Below are 18,238 nucleotides of genomic sequence, written 5' to 3'. Positions count from 1 at the left end.
ACCCGAATTCCCCGTCCCTGCACCGGAAACACCCGGGCTGCTGACGCATGCAAAGGATGCAACCGAAACGCCAGGACCCCTGACCCGCGCAACCGACACCACCGGATTCCTGACGCCTCCGCAAGATCCACCCGCAACCGAAGCACCCGGATTCATGGACTTCCCGGACTTTTACCCGCCCTTTGAAGAGCCAAGCGATGACAACCTCGAGGATCCCCACGACTACTCGCCCGACGATCCCATCTGGGACGACTTCTACGCCCACCCGCCGACACTGCCCAAAGACCCGTTTCCGGACTGGCACCGCTGGCTCAGCGAATCCTCCTCGGTCCCCTGAGGCCTCTCGTCAGGACTGCCGAGGCTTGCCATAAGGTCTGCCGCTAGGACTGCCTGACCCGCAGCAGCTCCGGGGCCTCGTCGGCTGTGGAAAGATTCTGGGCCCCGCGCATGGTGACATCCACTGCGTGCCTGACGACAGCGCCGAAACCCAGGTCACCTTGTTCCATGGCGGCCAGGGTCCTGTCCCGGACGCGGCGCTGTTCAGCTGCCCCTGTTCCGCGCGCAATCACGTCTTCCACCCCTTGCCGGGCCAAGGAAAGTTCGCCTTGCTCCTGCAGTACCGGGGCAAGATAGTCAACCAGTGAACGCACCACATCCGCGGCACGCGCCGGCCGGAACGTCCCAAAATCGAGGAGTTCGCCGCCAAGTCCTGCGCTGCTCGCCTGCCAGGACGCCATCCGCAAAAGTACTGTCGGGACGGGAGCGGGATCCACGCCGTCGTGCCATTCGCGGCTGGCCGTCTCAACGAGCCCGCGCACCAGGACAGCGATCAGCGCGGCGTCCTCCGCCCGGAGGCAAACGTCTGCCACCCTGACCTCAACGGTGGGATGGTTCCGTGACAGGCGGGCGTCGAAGTACAGCATCCCTTCATCCAGCATCACACCGCTGTCCAGGAGCCGGGCCACCACCCTCCGGTACGCAGAGTAATCCCCGTAGATTCCCGAGGGTCCCGCGGTAGGCCACCGGTTCCACGCCTGCGTACGGTAACTCTCGAAGCCGGTCTGCACACCGTTCCAGAACGGTGAATTCGCGCTGAGGGCAGTCAGCACGGCGAGTTTGTCGCGGATCCGGTCCAGCACTGCCACACCCTCATCGTGCGACTCGATGTAGGTGTGGACGTGGAAGCCGCAGGTCAGTTGCTCCTGCGCAGTCAAGCCAAACCGCTCCAGCATCCGGGCATACCGGGGATCAGGAGTCGTGTGGCTGGACAAGCCGAGCGGTGACGTAGCCAAGGCAGCCACCCGTGCGTTGTTCTTTCGGGCTGCCTTGTCCGCAAGCGCCCGCCCGGCCCGGATCTGCTCCAGCAGTTCCGGGTACTCCAGGCAGGGCCGAGTCTGCGTCTCTATCTGCTCCAGCTTGAGTTCGGCACTCAGGCCCATCTCGTCGTCGTCGTAAACAGTTTTGTCCTGGTTGTCCAGTGCATGGGGGTCGTCAGGGGCGTCGTCGGCTGCCATGCGCCGCCCGGACAGCAGCGCATCAGCCAAGGCCAGCGGCTCACCGCTCTCCGGATCAACGATCAGGAGTTCTTCCTCAACGCCGAAAGTACGCATACTCACATTCTGCGACAGAGCAGCGCCTTTTGAGGGCCATCCACGCTTCATGACGAAGCGTGAATGGTCAGTCCTGGAAGTACTCCACCCTGGCCCCGATGGTGTTGAGCCGCTCTGCCAGGTCCTCATAACCGCGTTCGATGACGTAGATGTTCCGCAGCTCGGATACCCCCCTCGCCGCCAGCATGGCCAGCAACAGGCAGGCCGCAGGGCGAAGAGCCGGCGGGCAGCCAACCTCTGCCGCGCGCCACTTGGTAGGACCGTTGACGTAGATCCGGTGCGGATCCAGCAACTGAACCTGCGCCCCGAGCCGGTTCAGCTCCGTCAGGTAGATGGCCCGGTTCTCGTAGACCCAGTCGTGGATCATGGTCTGGCCGGACGCATTTGCGGCGATTACGGCAAAGAAGGGGAGATTATCGATGTTCAGTCCCGGGAAGGGCATGGGGTGGATCTTGTCCTCAGGAGCACGCAGCTCGGACGGCTTGGTGGTGACATCCACCAGCCGGGTCCGGCCGTTACGGGCCATATATTCGCCCGATATTTCCAGCCGCTGGCCCATCTGTTCCAGCGTGGCAAGTTCGATCTCCATGAACTCGATGGGCACCCGGCGGATGGTCACCTCGGAATTCGTGACGATTCCTGCGGTGATGAGGCTCATGGCCTCGATGGGGTCCTCGGACGGGAAGTATTCGATCTCGGCGTTGATCATGGGACGGCCGGTGATCTTCAACGTGGTGGTGCCGACGCCGTCGATGCTGACACCGAGCATCTGCAGGTAGAAACACAGGTCCTGCACCATGTAATTGGGGCTGGCATTGCGGATCACCGTGGTCCCCTCCCGGTGCGCCGCTGCCATGATGGCGTTCTCGGTAACGGTATCGCCGCGTTCGGTCAGCACAAAGGAACGGTCCCGGGTATCGGCGGCTGGTGCCTGCACGGTGTAGTAGCCCTGGGTTGCTTCCACGCTGAGACCGAACTGGCGCAGCGCCTGCATGTGCGGCTCCACGGTGCGGGTGCCGAGATCGCAGCCACCGGCATACGGAAGGCGGTAGACGGAGGACTCATCCAGGAGCGGCCCCAGCAGCATGATGACGCTGCGGGTGCGGCGGGCTGCCTCCACGTCCATGGCGTCGAGGTCCAGGACGTCCGGCCGGCGGAGCTGAAGGTCGGTGTCGTTGAGCCAGGTGCACTCGACCCCGATGCTGGTGAGGACCTCGACGATGCGGTTGACTTCCTCGATCCGGGCAAGGCGGCGAAGAACGGTGGTGCCCCGGTTGATGAGGCTGGCACAGAGCAATGCGACGCCGGCATTCTTGCTGCTGTTGACGTCGACAGCACCGGACAGGGTGCGGCCGCCCTCGACCCGGAGGTGAGTCATCTGCGGTTTTCCCACGTTGACGATGCTCCTGCCGAAAATTGTCTCCAGGCGCTGGATCATCTTCAGGCTCAGGTTCTGCTTGCCCTGTTCCATCCTGGCGATGGCGCTCTGGCTGGTGCCCAGCTCCGAGGCCAGCTGGCCTTGGGTCCAGCCCTTCTCGCTCCGGGCATCCCGAAGCATGGCGGCAACGTGTTCCGCGGTTTCCTGAGTCATGCAGGAAATATATCATAAATGAGCTACCGAGGCGTCTGAGGTAGCGAATGAAGCAACGTGGGCAGCCTCATTACCCACTACATGCGATAGAAATGAAATATTGAAGCGTTCTTGCCCCAAGCCCTGAAGCGGGGGAGACTGGGAAGACCTCTTCCTTCAGTGACCACGGAGGTGGCCTGGTGCGGATACTACAAGGTACACGAGCGCTGGTCCGGGCTGTGTTCCTGCTGGCCGCCCTGCTCCTGGCGTCTGCCTGGCCAGCTGCCGCAGCGCCGTCGCCGGGCGAGGGCACGCAGTCACTCCTTGGCAATGACGTGTCCTGGCCGCAGTGCGGCAAGGACCTTCCCAAAGGCCAGGCGTTCGCAATCGTGGGTGTCAACAACGGCGTGGCCAACACCACCAACCCGTGCCTCACTGAGCAGCTCGCATGGGCGGCAGGCTCATCCGGCGCCACTGAGCAGCCAAAAGTTTCTTTGTACGTCAACACCGCCAACCCCGGCAAGGCAGGCTCGTGGTGGCCCACCAGCGATGAGTATCCCGTCGGGTCCCCGGTCGACAACCCCTACGGCTCCTGCAAGGCCAAGGACTACGGCAAGGCCTGCGCCTACATGTACGGCTATGCCAAAGCCTGGGATGACGCCTACATCCGCGGCATCAGCAACCCTGCTGATTACGTCTGGTGGCTGGACGTGGAAACCGGGAACAGCTGGTCCACCACGGACAAGGACGCCAACCGCGCCGTCCTCGAGGGTATGACCGACTTCTTCAACAGCATCGGTGCCGAGGGAGTGGGCATCTATTCGACCGGCTCACAGTGGAGCCAGATCGTGGGAACCGTCAACAGCTCAAGCAACCTGTACTGGCTGCCCAGCTGGCTCGCCGGCGCCCGCACCCTTACCGGCGCCAAGGGCAACTGCTCCGACCCGCCGCTGACGCGGGGCGGCGACGTCGAGCTCACCCAGTTCGTGTCCCGCGGGTTCGACTACGACTATTCCTGCTCCTGAACAACAACACAGAAACTACCGCAGCCCCGAGACAGCAACCCCGTGCTGCCAGTGCAAAAAGCAGGCCAGGTCCCAGTCAGCTTCCCAGCCAGACCATGTTCCACGTGCCCGCCCACACGGCAGCCGCGCAGGCAGCCCCGGCCATCAGCACCCCGCCGCCCAGCACCCACGCATCCAACCGGCTGTAGGTTGACTCGCGGGCCCAGGTCCGCGTTCCGCCGCCGAAACCGCGGGCCTCCATGGTCACCGCCAGCCGCGATGCGCGCCGGATGGCCTGGACCAGCAGACCGAAACTTTGCCCCAGCGTCGCCTTCACCCGCTGCACCACACTGCCACGCGAGCCCACACCACGGGCGCGGCGGGCCATCCCGATGGTCTGCCATTCCTCAGCCAGCAGTCCCACAAGGCGCATGGCCGCCAAGGTTCCCAGCACGAACCGGTGCGGGAGCCGTGCCTTTTGCGCCAAGGCGTCGGCCAAGTCAGTGGGGTCGGTGCAGCTCATCAGCAGCACCGCGGGCAGCGCAATCGCCACCCCGCGCAGCATAAACCCTGCCCCCAGCTCCAGCGAGCCTTCGCTCATGGTCCAGATGCCGACGTCGATCAGCGTCCTTCCGCTGTCCGGCGCCAGGATGGAGGTGCTCCAGCCGCCCACGGCCGCGGCGATGATCAGCGGCCAGCCGCGCTGCCAGAGCAGCGTGAGGGTCAACCCGGCCAGTGGAAACAGCAGGAGTTCACAGGCGAGCGCCACGGAGGCGGACACCCAGTCGATGGAGAGCGCCAGCACTGCGGTCACCAGGAAAACGGCGGCAAACTTGCTCAGGGGGTTGGCCCGGGTCAACAGGGCATGGTTTCCCTGCAGGTTCAGCTCCTGCCTCATGACGCCACCGCCTGCGCCGCAGCCATCCTCAGCTCTGTTCCGCCCAGGGCTGCCGTGAACTCGGCATCATGGGTCACCGACACCACGGCAGTGCCGGCGTCGAGGAGCTCGGTCAGGAATGAGGCCAGCTCCGCCCAGGTGTTGGCGTCCTGGCCGAACGTAGGTTCGTCCAAAACCAGGACCTGGGGATGCGCGGCCAGGACCGTGGCCACGGAAAGCCGGCGCTTTTCGCCACCCGAAAGAGTGTACGGATTGGCGTCCACGAGCTCCGTCAGCCGCAAACGTTCGAGCAGTTCGTCCACACGCTCCGTCCCGTGGCCGAGGTGCCGCGGGCCAAACAGGAGTTCATCCAGCACCTTGCCCGTAACGAACTGGTGCTCGGGCTCCTGGAATACGGTGCCCACCCGCTCGATCAGCTGCTCCGCCTTCCACTGGTAAGGATCAATCCCGGCGCCCCGGCCAAGCGCCAGGGTGGCGGAGACCTTGCCGGCCACGGGCTCCAAAAGACCGGCAAGAGTCAGGGCAAAAGTCGATTTTCCTGCCCCGTTGGGACCCGTGATGGCGAGCGCCTGCCCGGCGCGGACCTGCGCGCTGATATCCTGCTGCACCGGCAACGGCGGCAGCTTTCGGAATCCCTTACGGCGGGCACGTTCTCGTGAGACCGCCAGCTGCTCGGCGGCAAGCAGCAGATCGCCGGTCCCCGAAGCCGGGACGGCCGCACGCTGCCGGGTCTCCGGGACGTAACCGGGAACCCATACTCCGGCCGCTATCAGCATGCTCCGGGCCTCGGTGAGCACGCGGTCCGGCGGCCCGTCCAGGAGCACGGCGGGGTCGGTGGACGAACCGGGCTGCAGCACCACAATCCGGTCCACCAGGTCCTTCCACACGGACACCCGGTGCTCCACCACCACCAGGGTCGCCCCGGTCTTGTCCAGGCAGCGCGCCACAGCGTCGCGGACCTCAAGCACCCCCGCGGGGTCAAGGTTGGCTGTCGGTTCGTCAAGGAGGATCAGCCCGGGCCGCATCGCAAGGATGCCGGCGAGCGCCAGCCGCTGTTTCTGCCCGCCGGACAGGGCCGACGTCGGATGGTCCAGCGGCAGGTGGGACAGGCCGACGTCGTCCAGCGCCTCGTGCACGCGGGTCCAGATGTCGTCGCGGGGCACGGCGAGGTTCTCGGCGCCGAAGGCAACGTCGTCACCCACCCGGGAGAGGACCACCTGCGTCTCCGGGTCCTGCTGCATCAGGCCGGCGCGGCCGCGCTGCTCACGGGGGTAGGCTCCGTCAACCAGCAGCGAACCGGACTCGTCGGATTCGGAGGCCTCGCCGTCGTCGTTAACATCGCCCAGGACGCCCGCCAAGGCATGGAGAAGGGTGGACTTGCCCGCCCCGGACGGACCGAGGAGGAGCACCCGCTCCCCCGGCTGGATGTCCAGGTCAAGGGCACGGACCGCAGGCTTGGCACGTCCGGCATGCCGCCAGCCCCAACCGCGGGCGCTGACGGCCGCCGGACGCACCGCAACCGGCACGCCGTGATGGGAGGGAGCGCTCATCAGGAGAAGGCGGGCTCCGTTGCTGCCTTGCGCGAGGCGAACGAGCTGAGGACACCGGTCTTCGCCAGGCCGCGCGTGGCGATCCAGGACAGGGTACCGGCGATGATGGCGCCGGAGACGGCTGTGAAGATGATGTACGCCAGTTTGTCGCCGCCGGAGTAGGCGATGTTCCAGCCCCACGGGGCGAAGGAGTCGTTCAGGCCGCAGAACAGCCCGGCGCCGGCACCGGCAAGCAGCGACACCGGCAGGTTGAACTTCCGGTACACGAAGATGGCGAAGATGATTTCTGCGCCCAGGCCCTGGACAAAGCCGGAAAAGAGCACGGAGGCGCCGTACTGCGAGCCCATCAGCAGCTCGCCGGTGGCGGCCACGGTTTCGCAGAACAGCGCCGCGCCCGGCTTGCGGATGATGAGCATGCCCAGCACCGCCGGGATCATCCAGCCGCCGGCGATCAGGCCGGTCAGGGGCGGGTAGACGGCGTTCATGGGGGCTGAGACTGCCGCGGCTCCCTGGGACCAGGCCCAGAAGATAACGCCGCCGGCGATGGCGATCAGGGCCGCCACTACGATGTCCACGACGCGCCAGGACTTGCTGGTGGTCTTCTTTACTGCTGTTGTTGCCATGCGATCCTCCTGAGGAACAGGAGGGGAAAGTGCGGCAAGGGCACTGACTGCCGTTGCCGGACTTCGAGAACTCGACTCCCTTGCGCCGGTACTAACCGGATCAGGTTCGAGGGTCTGCGGCTGTCCGCACTCTCAGCGCCCACCTGCGGATCCTGGCATTGCCAGTGATGCCCGACGGCGGCGCTCCCCTGTCGTTAATTGATTCTGTGGGTAGATAAATAGCCCTGCTGGGCGTGGTCCAGTTTACACCGGAGGAGGGGTAGATTGTGGGCCATGACTGCCAATGCGCCGGATATGACTGAGTTCGATCCCGATTCTGATGCCACCCAGCCGGAGGGCTCCCTGCAGGCGCTCATCGCGCGGATTGAGGGCGAAATCCGGGAGCTCCAGTTTCCCCGGTTTTCGATGGACGACGCATTGAACCTGGGGCTGCTGCTGGTGGAACTGGGCAAGGAGGACCAGCTCCCCATCGCCATCGACATCACCAAGGGTGACCAGGTCCTGTTCCATGTGGCCCTGCCGGGCGCCACTCCGGACAACGAGTTCTGGATCCGGGCCAAGCAGCGCACCGCCGCCCGGTACGAGGTCCCGTCCCTGCTGGTGGGGCTGCGCGGACGGCTTCGCGGCGGCAGGATCGAGGACCAGGGCTGGTTCGACCAGACCACGTACGCGGCGCACGGGGGTTCCTTCCCGGTCTACGTCACAGGGGTGGGCGCGGTGGCCACCGTGACTGTTTCGGGGCTTCCCCAGGTGCAGGACCACAACATGGTGGTCCAGGCCCTCCGCGAAGTCCTCGGCTCGATGGGCGCCGACTGACGCCTTCTCTGAGCTGGACAATGTCGGGGCAAGGAGGGTGCCATGAACGGTCCTGGCGACGAAAACCAGGTGCGGGCGGCGGTGGATAAAGCCGAAGACGAGATGATCTACATTGGTCCGGACCACCCCTACTATCCCCTGCTCGCCGAACTAGTGGCCGCCGTCGGGAAAGCCTGGCAGCAGGGATATGAGCAGGGCCGGCACGGCGGGACCCACACCAACCCCTATACCTGGAACAGCCCGGAGGCGTGAACGCCGGGTAGGAAGCGTACTTAGCTTTTATTAGTAATCATGCTTACTATGTTGTTCCCGGCTTTAGAGGAGTACAGGTTATGGCGGTCAGCACCCGCGCCACCGAAGCGAGGACGGGCCTGCAGAAGGCCACCCTTGCCAGCGGCACCGTCTTCCTGCTGCTTGGAATCCTGGGATTCATTCCGGGCATCACCGCCAACTACGGTTCCCTCCGCTTTGCCGGCCCTGGCTCCGAAGCCGAGCTGTTCGGAATCTTCCAGGTGTCCGTCCTGCACAATGCCGTCCACGCCCTGTTCGGAATCGCCGGCCTGGTGATGGCCAGGACGCACCGGCAGGGGCGGAATTTCCTCATCTACGGGGGCGTCGCCTATCTGTTCCTTTGGCTCTATGGCCTGTTGATCGCCGATGACCTGCCGGCAAACTTCCTCCCGGAAAACAATGCGGACAACTGGCTGCACCTGGTCCTGGGCCTGGCCATGATCGCCCTTGCCATTCTGCTGTCCCCCAGGACCGTCCCCGGCAGCCCGTCCCGTGACCCGGACAGGGACACGGATGCATGAACGCCCACCAAAGCCCGCTGTCGAAGACGCAGCAATGCCGCCCGCCCAAAGGAGCATCATGAAAATCCCGGAGTCCCGAGGCCCCATCAGCAGCACGCTGTTCAGCGCCCTGAAGCACGAACCAGGCACCGACGAAGCAGTCGCAGCCGTGGATGAACTGCACTCGCTGGTCACACCCCACATGGCGGTGTCCTCGGACATCATCGGCGACGACGACGTCCAGGCGGCCCTCTTCTGCCTCTACGAACTGCACTATTCCGGGCTGGAGGGCGTGAGCGACGAGTGGGAGTGGGAACCGGGACTGATCCAGGTCCGCCGCCTGATGGAGCGGCCGTTTGAGGCGGAGCTCCGGGCTGCCGCGGCTTCCGCCGCCGGCGAGATCAATGTTCCGCCTGCCGGGGAGCTGACCAGCGATGCCGTGGCGGACATCCTGTTCGGCCTCGCTGCCACCGATACCGGGCCCAGCGTCTCCCGTTTTGTGGCCAAGAAGGCGACGCTGGACCAGCTCAAGGAATTCCTGATCCACAAGTCCATGTACCAGCTCAAGGAGGCGGACCCGCACACCTGGGCCATCCCCCGCCTCACCGGCAGGGCCAAGGCTGCCCTCGTGGAAATCCAGGCCGACGAATACGGCGGCGGACGCCCCGAACGCATGCACAGCGTTCTTTTCTCCCGCACCATGCGGGGCCTGGGCATGGACGACCACTACGGCGCCTACGTGGACGCTGTTCCCGCCGTCTCCCTCGCGGCCGTGAACATGATGTCGCTCTTCGGCCTGAACCGCCGGCTCCGGGGTGCCATTACAGGGCACCTCGCCATCTATGAGATGACCTCCTCCCAGCCCAACCGGCTGTACGGCAGCGGCTTCCGGCGGCACGGTTTCGACGCCGAAGTGACCCACTACTTCGACGAGCATGTGGAAGCCGACGCGGTCCACGAGCAGATCGCCGGGCGCGACCTGGCAGGCGGCCTGGTGGAGGCGGAGCCTGGACTGCTCGGGGACGTACTGTTCGGGGCCACCGCCGTCATGGCGATTGACGGCCGGCTTTCCACGCACCTGATGGCCAGCTGGGAAAAAGGAGTGACGTCGCTGAGGGCGGCAATGCCGGCCGCCGCATGAGTACCCCGCCCACGGGGCAATCCGCGGAGTACATCCTGCCGCTGCGCTGGACCGAGGACCTGGATCCGGAGCTACAGGATCTGTCTGCCTATCTTGGCGGTCTTCTCGCGTGGATCCCAGTGACCGTGGTGGACGGTTCCGACCGGGCGCTGTTCGAACGCCACCGGGCTGCCTTTCCGCCCGCCGTGCGCCACATCCGGCCCGGGCCGGCCGCCGGCGGCAACGGCAAGGTGGCCGGAGTGATGACGGGCGTGCAGGCCGCCAGGGCGGAGCTGCTGGTGATGGCCGACGACGACGTGCGCTACACCCGTGGGTCGCTTGCCGCCGTCGTCCATCACCTCAGTTCGGCGGACATTGTGCGGCCGCAGAACTACTTTGATCCGCTGCCGTGGCACGCCTGCTGGGATACGTCGCGGACCCTGATCAACCGGGCATGGTCGGCGGATTTCCCCGGCACCCTGGCCGTCCGCCGGAGTGCCCTGCTGGCCACCGGCGGCTACGATCCGGTGCTCTTCGAAAACCTTGAGCTGATCCGGACCCTCAAGGCAGCCGGCGGCCGGGAGGAGATCGCGCCTGGCCTGTTTGTGGCGCGGCGCCCGCCCAAGCTCCAGCACTTCTTCAAGCAACGCACGCGCCAGGCGTACGATGACTTCGCCGAGCCCCGGCGCCTCGCCGCAGAGCTTGGCCTGCTGCCGATGATTGCCTGTGCTTGCTGCCTGCCCGCTTCCCGCCGACGGGCCGCTCTCCTGGCGCTGGCGGCCGTGCCGGTCCTCCTGGCCTGGATCGGACGACAGCGCCACTCAGGGGCCGGGGTCTTCCCCTTCCGGGCTGTCTGGTACGCCCCTCTGTGGAGCCTGGAGCGGGCGGTCTGTGTCTGGATCGCCCTGGCATTCCGGTTGGGCGGTGGCGTCCCCTATGCCGGGGCACGGCTCAAGACCGCAGCCCACTCGGAAGCCGAACTTCGGCGCCGGCACCACGGCAAGCTCGGCATCCACCATCATTTGAAAACCGACCACGCACTCAAGGAGCAGCCATGAACCAGGAACCCGCCGAAAGCTCGATCGTGGTGTGCCCCGACGGCCCGCTGATTGTCCGGGGCGACTTCGAGATCGTGACCCCCTCCGGAGCCCCGGTCCCCCGGCAGCGCCAGACAGTGGCGCTGTGCCGCTGCGGCGCGTCCGCCATCAAGCCCTACTGCGACGGCACCCACAAAATGATCAAGTTCCGCACGGAACCGCCCGCCAGCTGAAGCGCCCGCCAGCCGGCCGCCGTCGCTGTGCCGTAGCCGCAGAATGGGCGGTTAGGCTGGGTACAGCCCGTTTTCCGCCCGCAAGGAGTACAAAGAATGAACCTCTTCATCAAGCTGCTCGGTACCGGCGTAAGCCTTGGCGCCGGCTTCGTCGGGACCAAGCTGGTCAACACCATCTGGGAAAAGACCACCGGCCGGAAGCCGCCCACCGGCAAGGACGAGGACATCCCCACCAGCCTGCAGTCCGCGCTGACGTTCGCGCTGATCTCGGCATCGGTCAGCACCATCATCCAGGTCCTGGCCAACCGCGGCACCCAGCGCGCCATCACCCGGTTCGCCAAGAGCCAGGACATCGTCTAAAGCCCTGGGTTCTTAGTTCACCTGGCCGCCGCCGGAACCGTCCTCACGGGCTGTTTTGGCGGCGGCTTTCTGCACTACCGCCTCCAGCTCGTCCGCCGTCAGCAATTCACGGTGCAGGTGCTTGGTGCGGTAGCCGGCCCGGCCCACCATGTGCGCGGACACCGGCACTGTGAGCAGCTGGAAGATCCACGCCACGACCAGCACCGGCCACACCCACCAGGTGCGCATCTGCAGCCCGATCGCGGCCAGCAGCAGGAACAGCCCCAGCACCTGCGGTTTGGTGGCCGCGTGCATGCGGCTCAGAAGATCCGGGAACCGGAGCAGGCCTATCGCGGCGCCCAGCGACATCACCGCGCCCACCACCATAAACACGGCGGAGAACAGGTCGATCCAGAAATCCAGGCCAGTAGCGTCAGGACTCATCCGGCTGCTCCCTTCGGTCTGCCACGAACCGGGCAACAGTGACGGATCCGATGAACCCGATGATGGAGATGGCTACCACCAGCATCAGGTTGTTCAGGTGACGGTTCACGGCCATGTCCACACACAAGGCCCCGCCCAGGATGGCGAGCAGGACGTCTGCGGCCAGCACCCGGTCCAGCAGGGACGGGCCGCGGGCGATCCTGATGATCGCGCCACCGGCGGCGAGTGAGAGGATAACGGCCGTAAGGACCAGGACGGTCTGCATCATGCGGCTGCCTCCGATCGTACGGTTTCAAGCTCTTCCCGGGTGCCCATGATCCGGATCAGCCCGGCTTCGATGGACCGGACCTCCTGGCGGAAGTTCTCCACGTCCTCAACGGAATGGATGTTCAGCACGTGCAGGTACAGGGTGGAGGTTGACCGGTCCACCTCCACCACCAGCGAGCCCGGAATCAGGGATATGACATGGCCGGTAGCGGTCACCAGCAGATCCTGGTGGCTTCGCAGCGTCACCGCAACCAACGCGTTCTTGACCTGGGGTCCGCGTATCACCGCCAGGTACAGGACCTGGGCACTGGCCACCGCCACCTTCGCCAGGAACATCAAGGCGAAGGGCACGGCATAAAGGATGTTGAAGCGGCCGCTGAGCTCAACCGGCGGGAGGTAGAACAGCCTGGCCACCGCCACGGCCAGCAAGGCGCCGAACAGGAGGTTCCCCGGGCTGAAGTCCTGCCACAGGGCGCCCCAGACGATCACCAGCCAGACCAGGAGCGGTAGTTCCTGGCGCAGCGAAATCCGGCGGCGGCTCATTTTCCTCCTCCTGCCGTCAGGATCATGGGCACTACGGTGTCCTCGCCCAGGACTGCCTGGATGTAGGAGGACCTGTCGAGCATGTCGTGCGCAGCCTGGTCAGACACCGCAAACAGCGGGCCTGCGAAGACCGTCAGGGCGACGCCGAGAACCACCAGTCCCAGCGTGGAACCCACCATGGTGCGCGGCAGGAGCGTCACTGTGTTGAGCTTGGCGCCCGGCCCGGCAATCCGTGCCCCCGGCGTTGCCAGGAGCACGGGGTCCGGGTGCTCGGCGTCCGTGGGCCTGCGCCAGAAAGCGCGGTTCCAGACCCTGGCGATGGCCAGCAGCGTCAGGAGGCTGGTGACCACGCCGCCGATCACCAGGGCATAAGCAAGCGGCGTGCCCAGCTCGATGCCGGCCTGCATGAGCCCCACTTTCCCCAGGAATCCGGAAAACGGCGGGATGCCGGCCAAGTTCATGGCGGGGACAAAGAAGAGCAGCGCCAGCAGGGGCGACAGTTTGGCCAGGCCGCCCAACCGGTCCACGGAGGAACTGCCGCCGCGGCGTTCGATCAGGCCGGTCACCAGGAACAGGCTGGTCTGGATGGTGATGTGGTGGGCCACGTAGAAGACGGCCGCTCCCAGCCCGGCGGTGGAGGACATGGCCAGGCCGAACACCATGTAGCCGATATGGCTGACCAGGGTGAACGAGAGCAGACGTTTAATATCGTTCTGCGCCAGCGCACCCAGGATTCCCACCACCATGGTCAGCAGCGCGGCCACCATCAGGGGCGTGTTGAGCGTGTCCCCGGGGAAGAGCAGGGTCTCGGTGCGCACCATCGCATAAACGCCTACTTTGGTCAGCAGGCCCGCGAACACTGCGGTGACCGGAGCCGGCGCCGTGGGATAGGAGTCAGGCAGCCAGAAGGACAGCGGGAAAACTGCCGCCTTGATGCCGAACGCCACCAGCAGCATCACGTGCAGGAGGGTTTTGGTGCCCTGGTCCAGCTCGCCGAGCTTGATGGCGAGGTCCGCCATGTTCACGGTGCCGGTGGCCCCGTAGACCATGGCAATCGCAATCAGGAACAGCACCGAGGACACCACGGACACCACCACGTAGGTCACGCCCGCGCGGATCCGCGGCCCAGTCCCGCCCAGCGTCATCAGCACGTAGCTTGCCGTCAGCAGGATCTCGAAGCCCACGTACAGGTTGAAGAGGTCCCCCGAGAGGAACGCGTTGGAGACTCCGGCCACCAGGATCAGGTACGTGGGGTGGAAGATCGACACCGGCGCGTCGTGGTCGCCGTCGGCCATGCCCTGCCCCGTGGCGTAGACCAGCACGGCGAGGCTCACGGCGGACGACACCACCAGCATCAGCGAGGAGAACTGGTCCACCACCATCACGATGCCCCACGGCGGCAGCCAGCCGCCGATAGTGACCGCGGCCGTGCCGCCGTCCCACACCGAGGCCAGCAGGAGGCATTCGAGCAGCAGGGTGAGGGACAGCAGGCCAATGCTCACGGCACGCTGGGCGCGTGAATGCCGGATCAGCAGGAAGGTCAGGGCGGCGCCCAGGATGGGAAGTATGACGGCGAGCGGGGCAAAGCTTGCGATGTTCACTTTCCGCCTCCTTCCGGGCCAGCGGCCACATTCGTGGAGCCGGGTTTTTCTTCTGCGGCTGCGTGTTCGGCGGACATCTCGCGGCCGCCTGCCATGACCGTCGCTGCCGGGAATTCGGACGTTTCGGCCGGGATCTCGGCGTCATCCTCGGCGTCGAAGCTCGGCGTTACCGCCACGCGGAGGTCTTCCAAATCGTCCTGGATCTCATCCTGGCGGGCCAGGACCCAGGTGCGGTAAATGATGCCGAGCATAAAGGCCGTCACGGCAAAGGAGATGACAATGGACGTCAGGATCAGCGCCTGTGGAAGGGGATCGTTGTAATCCGCCGCAGCCGTCTCCTTTGAATACAGGGGTGCCAGCCCGGCGTAGCCGCCGGTGGCCAGGATCAGCAGGTTGGTGGCGTTGGCGAGGAGCATCAGCCCCAGCAGCACGCGCGTCAGGCTGCGTTCGAGGATGAGGTAGATGCCGCAGGCGTACAGGGCACCCATCACGATCAGGAGGGTCAGGTTTACGCTCATGCTTGGCCCCTTGAGGTGGTCTGGGCCCGGAAGCCTTCCGGCTCCCCGTCGTCGGCCACGTCGCTGGCGGGCATGTCATTGGCGGCCGTGTTACCGGCGGGCACGTCCGGTACCGAAGCGTCCGCGGCGAAGTCCTGCCCGTCGTCGGCCAGGTCGCTGGCGGGATCGGCGGAGCGCTGTTCAAAGTGCTCGTCGATCTCCGCCCCAAGGCTCCGCAGAACGTCCAGCACCAGGCCCACCACCACGATGTACACGCCGATGTCGAAGATGGTGGAGGTGACGAACTTGATGTCGCCGAACACCGGCAGCCAGAGTTCCACGATGGCCGTCTGGAACACCTGGCCGCCCAGAAGCAACGGCACCGCACCGGAGGCGGCGGCCACGGCCAGCCCGATTCCCAGCAGGGCACCGGCACTGACAGGCGTGGCTTCACGCAGTTCAAACCGGCCGCCGGCAAGGTACCGGATGGTCAGGGCAAGGCCAGCCGTCAGGCCACCGGCAAAGCCGCCGCCGGGCAGGTTGTGGCCCGCGAGCAGGAGGTACAGCGAGAAGATGATCATGGAGTGGAACACCAGCCGGGTGACCACTTCAAAGATGATGGAACGGCGCTCGGGGGCCAGGGTGCGGCCGGCAACGATCCAGGCGTCCCGCGCTGACGCCGCGAACTTACGGCTGACGGCGAGCGCTGCGGCGTCGCGGGTGCCGGGGTCGATGCCCCTGAGCCGGCCCACTGTGCCCTCCGCGACGGTGGCGGAGTTTTTGATCCGGTCACCACGGCCGCGGACGAAGATCAGGCTTGCCACGCCGGTGGCTGCCAGAGCCAGGACACTGATTTCGCCGAAGGTGTCCCATGCCCTGATGTCCACGAGCGTCACGTTGACGATGTTCAGTCCGCCGCCGCCCTCGTACGCCAGGCGCGGGAATTCCAGGGACACCGGCGTCGCAATCCGGGCGCCCATGGCCTGGATCCCGGCGAAGACCATGGTGACGCCGAAGCCCAGGCCGATGATCACCCGCACCACCCGGTATTTGCCGCCGGTGCGGTCCCGCAGCTCCGGCGGCAGGCTGCGCATCGCCAGCACGAACGCCACCAGGATGATGGTCTCCACCAGCATTTGGGTCAGAGCGAGGTCCGGCGCACCCTGCAGGGCAAACATCAGTGCGATGCCGTAGCCGGTGACCGACACCATGAGAACGGCCAGGAACCGCTTGTTCGCCTTGACCGCAGCCAAGGCCCCGATCACGATGCCGGCGCCCACCACCAGCTGGAGCGGGGAACCGGGATCAATCAGGTAGATCCCCTCCGGAAGCGGTTTGCCCGCCAGCAGGATGGCCGACAGGGGCAGCACGAAGGCGACGCTGAGGATGACTGCCAGGTAGTAGTACAACGAACCGCGCTGGGTGCGGCCGGTGATCCAGACCGCCACATCATCGAGCGCGCCGATAGTCAGCTGGTAGGCCTTGTCCGCGTCCACCCACGGCGGCACCAGCGACTGTGCCCGGGCCACGGCATTGCGGCCGAAGTACATCGCCAGGCCCAGCGCAAAGGTCAGGGCAGTCAGCCCCAGTGCCGGGGTGAAGCCGTGCCACAGCGCGAGGTGGCCGGCCTGCTCAGCCGGGGCGCCGGCGTCGCGCGCGGTGGAAGCAAACAGCGCCGCGTAAGGCTGGATCCATGCGTCCACGGGGACCGGCCACAGGCCGTAGGCGATGGTGAGGACGCTGAGGATGGCGGGGGCGGCCAGGAATGAGGGCCGGATGGCCTTGAAAGGGGTGGGTTCCACGCCCGGCTTGGTGGCAAAGGCCCCCCACATAAAGCGGGCGCTGTACGCGAAGGTGAGGACGGATCCCAGGACCAGCCCGGCGAGAACCACTGTTCCCCAGGCGTCGGCGCCACCGGCGTGGTGGACGAACGCCTCCAGCACGGATTCCTTGGCCACAAATCCGCCCAGGAGCGGGACACCGGCCATGGACGCGGCGCCGATCGCGGCCACTATGCCCAAGGCCCGTGAGGACCGGAAAACTCCGGAGAGCTTGGTGACATCGCGGGTGCCCGACTGGTGGTCGATGATGCCCACCACCAGGAACAGGGTGGCTTTGAACAAGCCGTGGGCCAGCAGCATTGCCAGGCCGGCGAGGGCGGCATCCGGGGTGCCGAGCCCCACCACCATGGTGAGGAAACCCAGCTGGCTGACCGTGCCGTAGGCAAGGATGAGCTTGATGTCGGTCTGACGCAGCGCGCGGTAGCCGCCCACCAGCATGGTCGCCAGCCCGAGGCCGAGCACCACCGGCTGCCAGAAAGGCGTTTCGGCGAAGCCGGGGGCAAGCCGGGCCACGAGATAGATGCCCGCCTTGACCATTGCCGCCGCGTGCAGGTAGGCGCTGACGGGCGTGGGTGCCGCCATGGCGCCGGGAAGCCAGAAGTGGAAGGGGACCAGCGCGGACTTAGTGATGGCGCCCACCAGGATAAGGACGACGGCGGCACTCACCACGGCAGCGGACGTTCCATTGATCAGTTCGGGCGCCTGTTCGAGGATGGCGGAGATCCGGTAGGTACCGGCGGCGTGCCCGAGCATAATGAGACCCACCAGCATGGCAAGGCCGCCCGCGGTGGTGACCATCAGCGCCTGCAGAGCGGACCGCCGGGCCGCCAGCCTGGTCCGGGCGAACCCGATCAGCAGATAGGACAGGATGGTGGTGAGTTCCCAGAAGATGAACAGCAGCAGCAGGTCGTCCGCCACCACCAGGCCGAACATGGCCCCGGCAAATGCCAGGAGCTGGGCCCCGAAGCCGCCGAGGTCCTGGTCCTCTTTCTTGAAGTACCGTGCGCAGTAGACGAGCACCAGCGAGCCGACGCCCAGCACCAGCAGGGACATCACCCAGGCCAGGGCGTCCATCCGGAAGGCGAACTCAAGCTGCAGGCCAGGGATCCACGGAACCACTTCGGCCACCGCGCCCTCCCCCGAGTACACGGGAGCGTGCTGGAACAACAGCCAGGCGAAGGACGCTGCGGGAACCACTGCCAGTGCGTAAAAAGCGTTCCGGCCCCATGCCCTGAAGAGGAACGGGGCCAGCACAGCCACCGAAAAGTGCACGGCAAGGACTGTGATCACTGGTATCTCCGCAACGTCAGGGATTGGATTGTCAAAAGTTGGAGCAGGCGGTTCATTCGTTAGGTCCGGGAGGGTCCAGTTTACCAAGAGCCGGTACCCATTCCTCCCCCGCTGCTGTATGCTTCCGCCGGTTTTCCCGGTGTCACGGGCCGGAGCTCCGGCTT

At 66.0% G+C, this 18,238-nt stretch carries 19 protein-coding genes, 1 pseudogene and 1 riboswitch; of the genes and pseudogenes, 9 read left to right on the top strand and 11 right to left on the bottom strand.

Going from position 1 to position 18,238, the window contains the following annotated elements:
- Window positions 1-337, top strand: a pseudogene (locus tag AC3A4Z_RS20705) (hypothetical protein); the annotation flags it as partial.
- A 43-nt stretch (window positions 338-380) separates the two neighbouring features.
- Here AC3A4Z_RS20705 and AC3A4Z_RS20700 read toward each other — a convergent pair.
- Both AC3A4Z_RS20700 and AC3A4Z_RS20695 read right to left on the bottom strand, forming a co-directional pair.
- Window positions 381-1,610 (bottom strand): glutamate--cysteine ligase 2, encoded by a 1,230-nt coding sequence (locus AC3A4Z_RS20700; protein ID WP_498713924.1) that lies wholly within the window; start codon window positions 1,608-1,610, stop codon window positions 381-383.
- Between the two features lie 67 nt (window positions 1,611-1,677).
- Complete coding sequence (locus tag AC3A4Z_RS20695; protein WP_493972633.1) at window positions 1,678-3,201, bottom strand: UDP-N-acetylglucosamine 1-carboxyvinyltransferase; 1,524 nt, start codon at window positions 3,199-3,201, stop codon at window positions 1,678-1,680.
- A gap of 185 nt (window positions 3,202-3,386) precedes the next feature.
- On the opposite strand from AC3A4Z_RS20695, the gene AC3A4Z_RS20690 reads away from it, so the two are divergent.
- Window positions 3,387-4,205, top strand: coding sequence for a glycoside hydrolase family 25 domain-containing protein (locus tag AC3A4Z_RS20690; RefSeq protein WP_498713930.1), 819 nt, complete (start codon window positions 3,387-3,389; stop codon window positions 4,203-4,205).
- A gap of 76 nt (window positions 4,206-4,281) precedes the next feature.
- On the opposite strand, the gene AC3A4Z_RS20685 is transcribed toward AC3A4Z_RS20690, so the two are convergent.
- The 3 genes from AC3A4Z_RS20685 to AC3A4Z_RS20675 are packed head-to-tail and all read right to left on the bottom strand — an operon-like array spanning window position 4,282 to window position 7,255.
- Entirely contained in the window at window positions 4,282-5,082 is an 801-nt protein-coding gene (locus AC3A4Z_RS20685; RefSeq protein ID WP_498713921.1) for an energy-coupling factor transporter transmembrane component T family protein, read from the bottom strand.
- Complete coding sequence (locus AC3A4Z_RS20680; protein ID WP_498713919.1) at window positions 5,079-6,632, bottom strand: ABC transporter ATP-binding protein; 1,554 nt, start codon at window positions 6,630-6,632, stop codon at window positions 5,079-5,081. Before AC3A4Z_RS20680 ends, AC3A4Z_RS20685 begins: the two co-directional genes overlap by 4 nt.
- Window positions 6,632-7,255, bottom strand: a complete 624-nt coding sequence (locus AC3A4Z_RS20675; RefSeq protein ID WP_498713916.1) for an ECF transporter S component — start codon at window positions 7,253-7,255, stop codon at window positions 6,632-6,634. The genes AC3A4Z_RS20680 and AC3A4Z_RS20675 overlap by 1 nt, the downstream gene beginning before the upstream one ends.
- Window positions 7,256-7,314: 59 nt before the next feature.
- Window positions 7,315-7,455, bottom strand: a riboswitch (TPP riboswitch).
- Between the two features lie 73 nt (window positions 7,456-7,528).
- On the opposite strand from AC3A4Z_RS20675, the gene AC3A4Z_RS20670 reads away from it, so the two are divergent.
- From AC3A4Z_RS20670 to AC3A4Z_RS20640, 7 genes are all read left to right on the top strand, one after another.
- On the top strand, window positions 7,529-8,071 hold the full coding sequence (locus tag AC3A4Z_RS20670) for a heme-degrading domain-containing protein (RefSeq protein ID WP_498713914.1): 543 nt from the start codon (window positions 7,529-7,531) through the stop codon (window positions 8,069-8,071).
- Between the two features lie 42 nt (window positions 8,072-8,113).
- Window positions 8,114-8,323: a hypothetical protein gene (locus AC3A4Z_RS20665; protein ID WP_498713912.1), complete on the top strand. Its 210-nt coding sequence runs from the start codon at window positions 8,114-8,116 to the stop codon at window positions 8,321-8,323.
- Between the two features lie 80 nt (window positions 8,324-8,403).
- Entirely contained in the window at window positions 8,404-8,883 is a 480-nt protein-coding gene (locus AC3A4Z_RS20660; protein WP_498713910.1) for a DUF4383 domain-containing protein, read from the top strand.
- A gap of 58 nt (window positions 8,884-8,941) precedes the next feature.
- Window positions 8,942-10,003, top strand: coding sequence for an iron-containing redox enzyme family protein (locus AC3A4Z_RS20655; RefSeq protein ID WP_498713908.1), 1,062 nt, complete (start codon window positions 8,942-8,944; stop codon window positions 10,001-10,003).
- A complete protein-coding gene (locus AC3A4Z_RS20650) occupies window positions 10,000-11,040 on the top strand; it encodes a glycosyltransferase family 2 protein (protein WP_498713906.1) in 1,041 nt (346 codons plus the stop codon). The genes AC3A4Z_RS20655 and AC3A4Z_RS20650 overlap by 4 nt, the downstream gene beginning before the upstream one ends.
- Window positions 11,037-11,252 (top strand): CDGSH iron-sulfur domain-containing protein, encoded by a 216-nt coding sequence (locus AC3A4Z_RS20645; RefSeq protein WP_050053232.1) that lies wholly within the window; start codon window positions 11,037-11,039, stop codon window positions 11,250-11,252. Before AC3A4Z_RS20650 ends, AC3A4Z_RS20645 begins: the two co-directional genes overlap by 4 nt.
- A 96-nt stretch (window positions 11,253-11,348) precedes the next feature.
- The gene (locus AC3A4Z_RS20640; protein ID WP_498713904.1) at window positions 11,349-11,612 is read left to right on the top strand and encodes a DUF4235 domain-containing protein; all 264 of its coding nucleotides are present in this window, start codon (window positions 11,349-11,351) and stop codon (window positions 11,610-11,612) included.
- 12 nt (window positions 11,613-11,624) lie between these two features.
- On the opposite strand, the gene mnhG is transcribed toward AC3A4Z_RS20640, so the two are convergent.
- Genes mnhG through AC3A4Z_RS20610 form a run of 6 tightly spaced genes read right to left on the bottom strand, consistent with a single transcriptional unit; the run spans window position 11,625 to window position 18,074 of the window.
- The gene (gene mnhG / locus AC3A4Z_RS20635; RefSeq protein WP_498713903.1) at window positions 11,625-12,035 is read right to left on the bottom strand and encodes a monovalent cation/H(+) antiporter subunit G; all 411 of its coding nucleotides are present in this window, start codon (window positions 12,033-12,035) and stop codon (window positions 11,625-11,627) included.
- Window positions 12,025-12,303, bottom strand: a complete 279-nt coding sequence (locus AC3A4Z_RS20630) for an MrpF/PhaF family protein (protein WP_498713901.1) — start codon at window positions 12,301-12,303, stop codon at window positions 12,025-12,027. Before AC3A4Z_RS20630 ends, mnhG begins: the two co-directional genes overlap by 11 nt.
- Window positions 12,300-12,845 carry a Na+/H+ antiporter subunit E gene (locus AC3A4Z_RS20625; RefSeq protein WP_493972645.1) on the bottom strand — a complete coding sequence of 182 codons (546 nt, stop codon included), beginning with the start codon at window positions 12,843-12,845 and terminating at the stop codon, window positions 12,300-12,302. Before AC3A4Z_RS20625 ends, AC3A4Z_RS20630 begins: the two co-directional genes overlap by 4 nt.
- Entirely contained in the window at window positions 12,842-14,446 is a 1,605-nt protein-coding gene (locus AC3A4Z_RS20620; RefSeq protein WP_498713898.1) for a Na+/H+ antiporter subunit D, read from the bottom strand. The genes AC3A4Z_RS20625 and AC3A4Z_RS20620 overlap by 4 nt, the downstream gene beginning before the upstream one ends.
- Entirely contained in the window at window positions 14,443-14,964 is a 522-nt protein-coding gene (locus AC3A4Z_RS20615; RefSeq protein WP_498713896.1) for a Na(+)/H(+) antiporter subunit C, read from the bottom strand. The genes AC3A4Z_RS20620 and AC3A4Z_RS20615 overlap by 4 nt, the downstream gene beginning before the upstream one ends.
- Window positions 14,961-18,074, bottom strand: a complete 3,114-nt coding sequence (locus tag AC3A4Z_RS20610; RefSeq protein ID WP_498713894.1) for a Na+/H+ antiporter subunit A — start codon at window positions 18,072-18,074, stop codon at window positions 14,961-14,963. Before AC3A4Z_RS20610 ends, AC3A4Z_RS20615 begins: the two co-directional genes overlap by 4 nt.
- Window positions 18,075-18,238 lie beyond the last annotated feature (164 nt).

Source organism: Arthrobacter sp. Soil_C_49, assembly GCF_057656635.1.
This window is presented reverse-complemented; position numbering and strand designations above follow the sequence as displayed.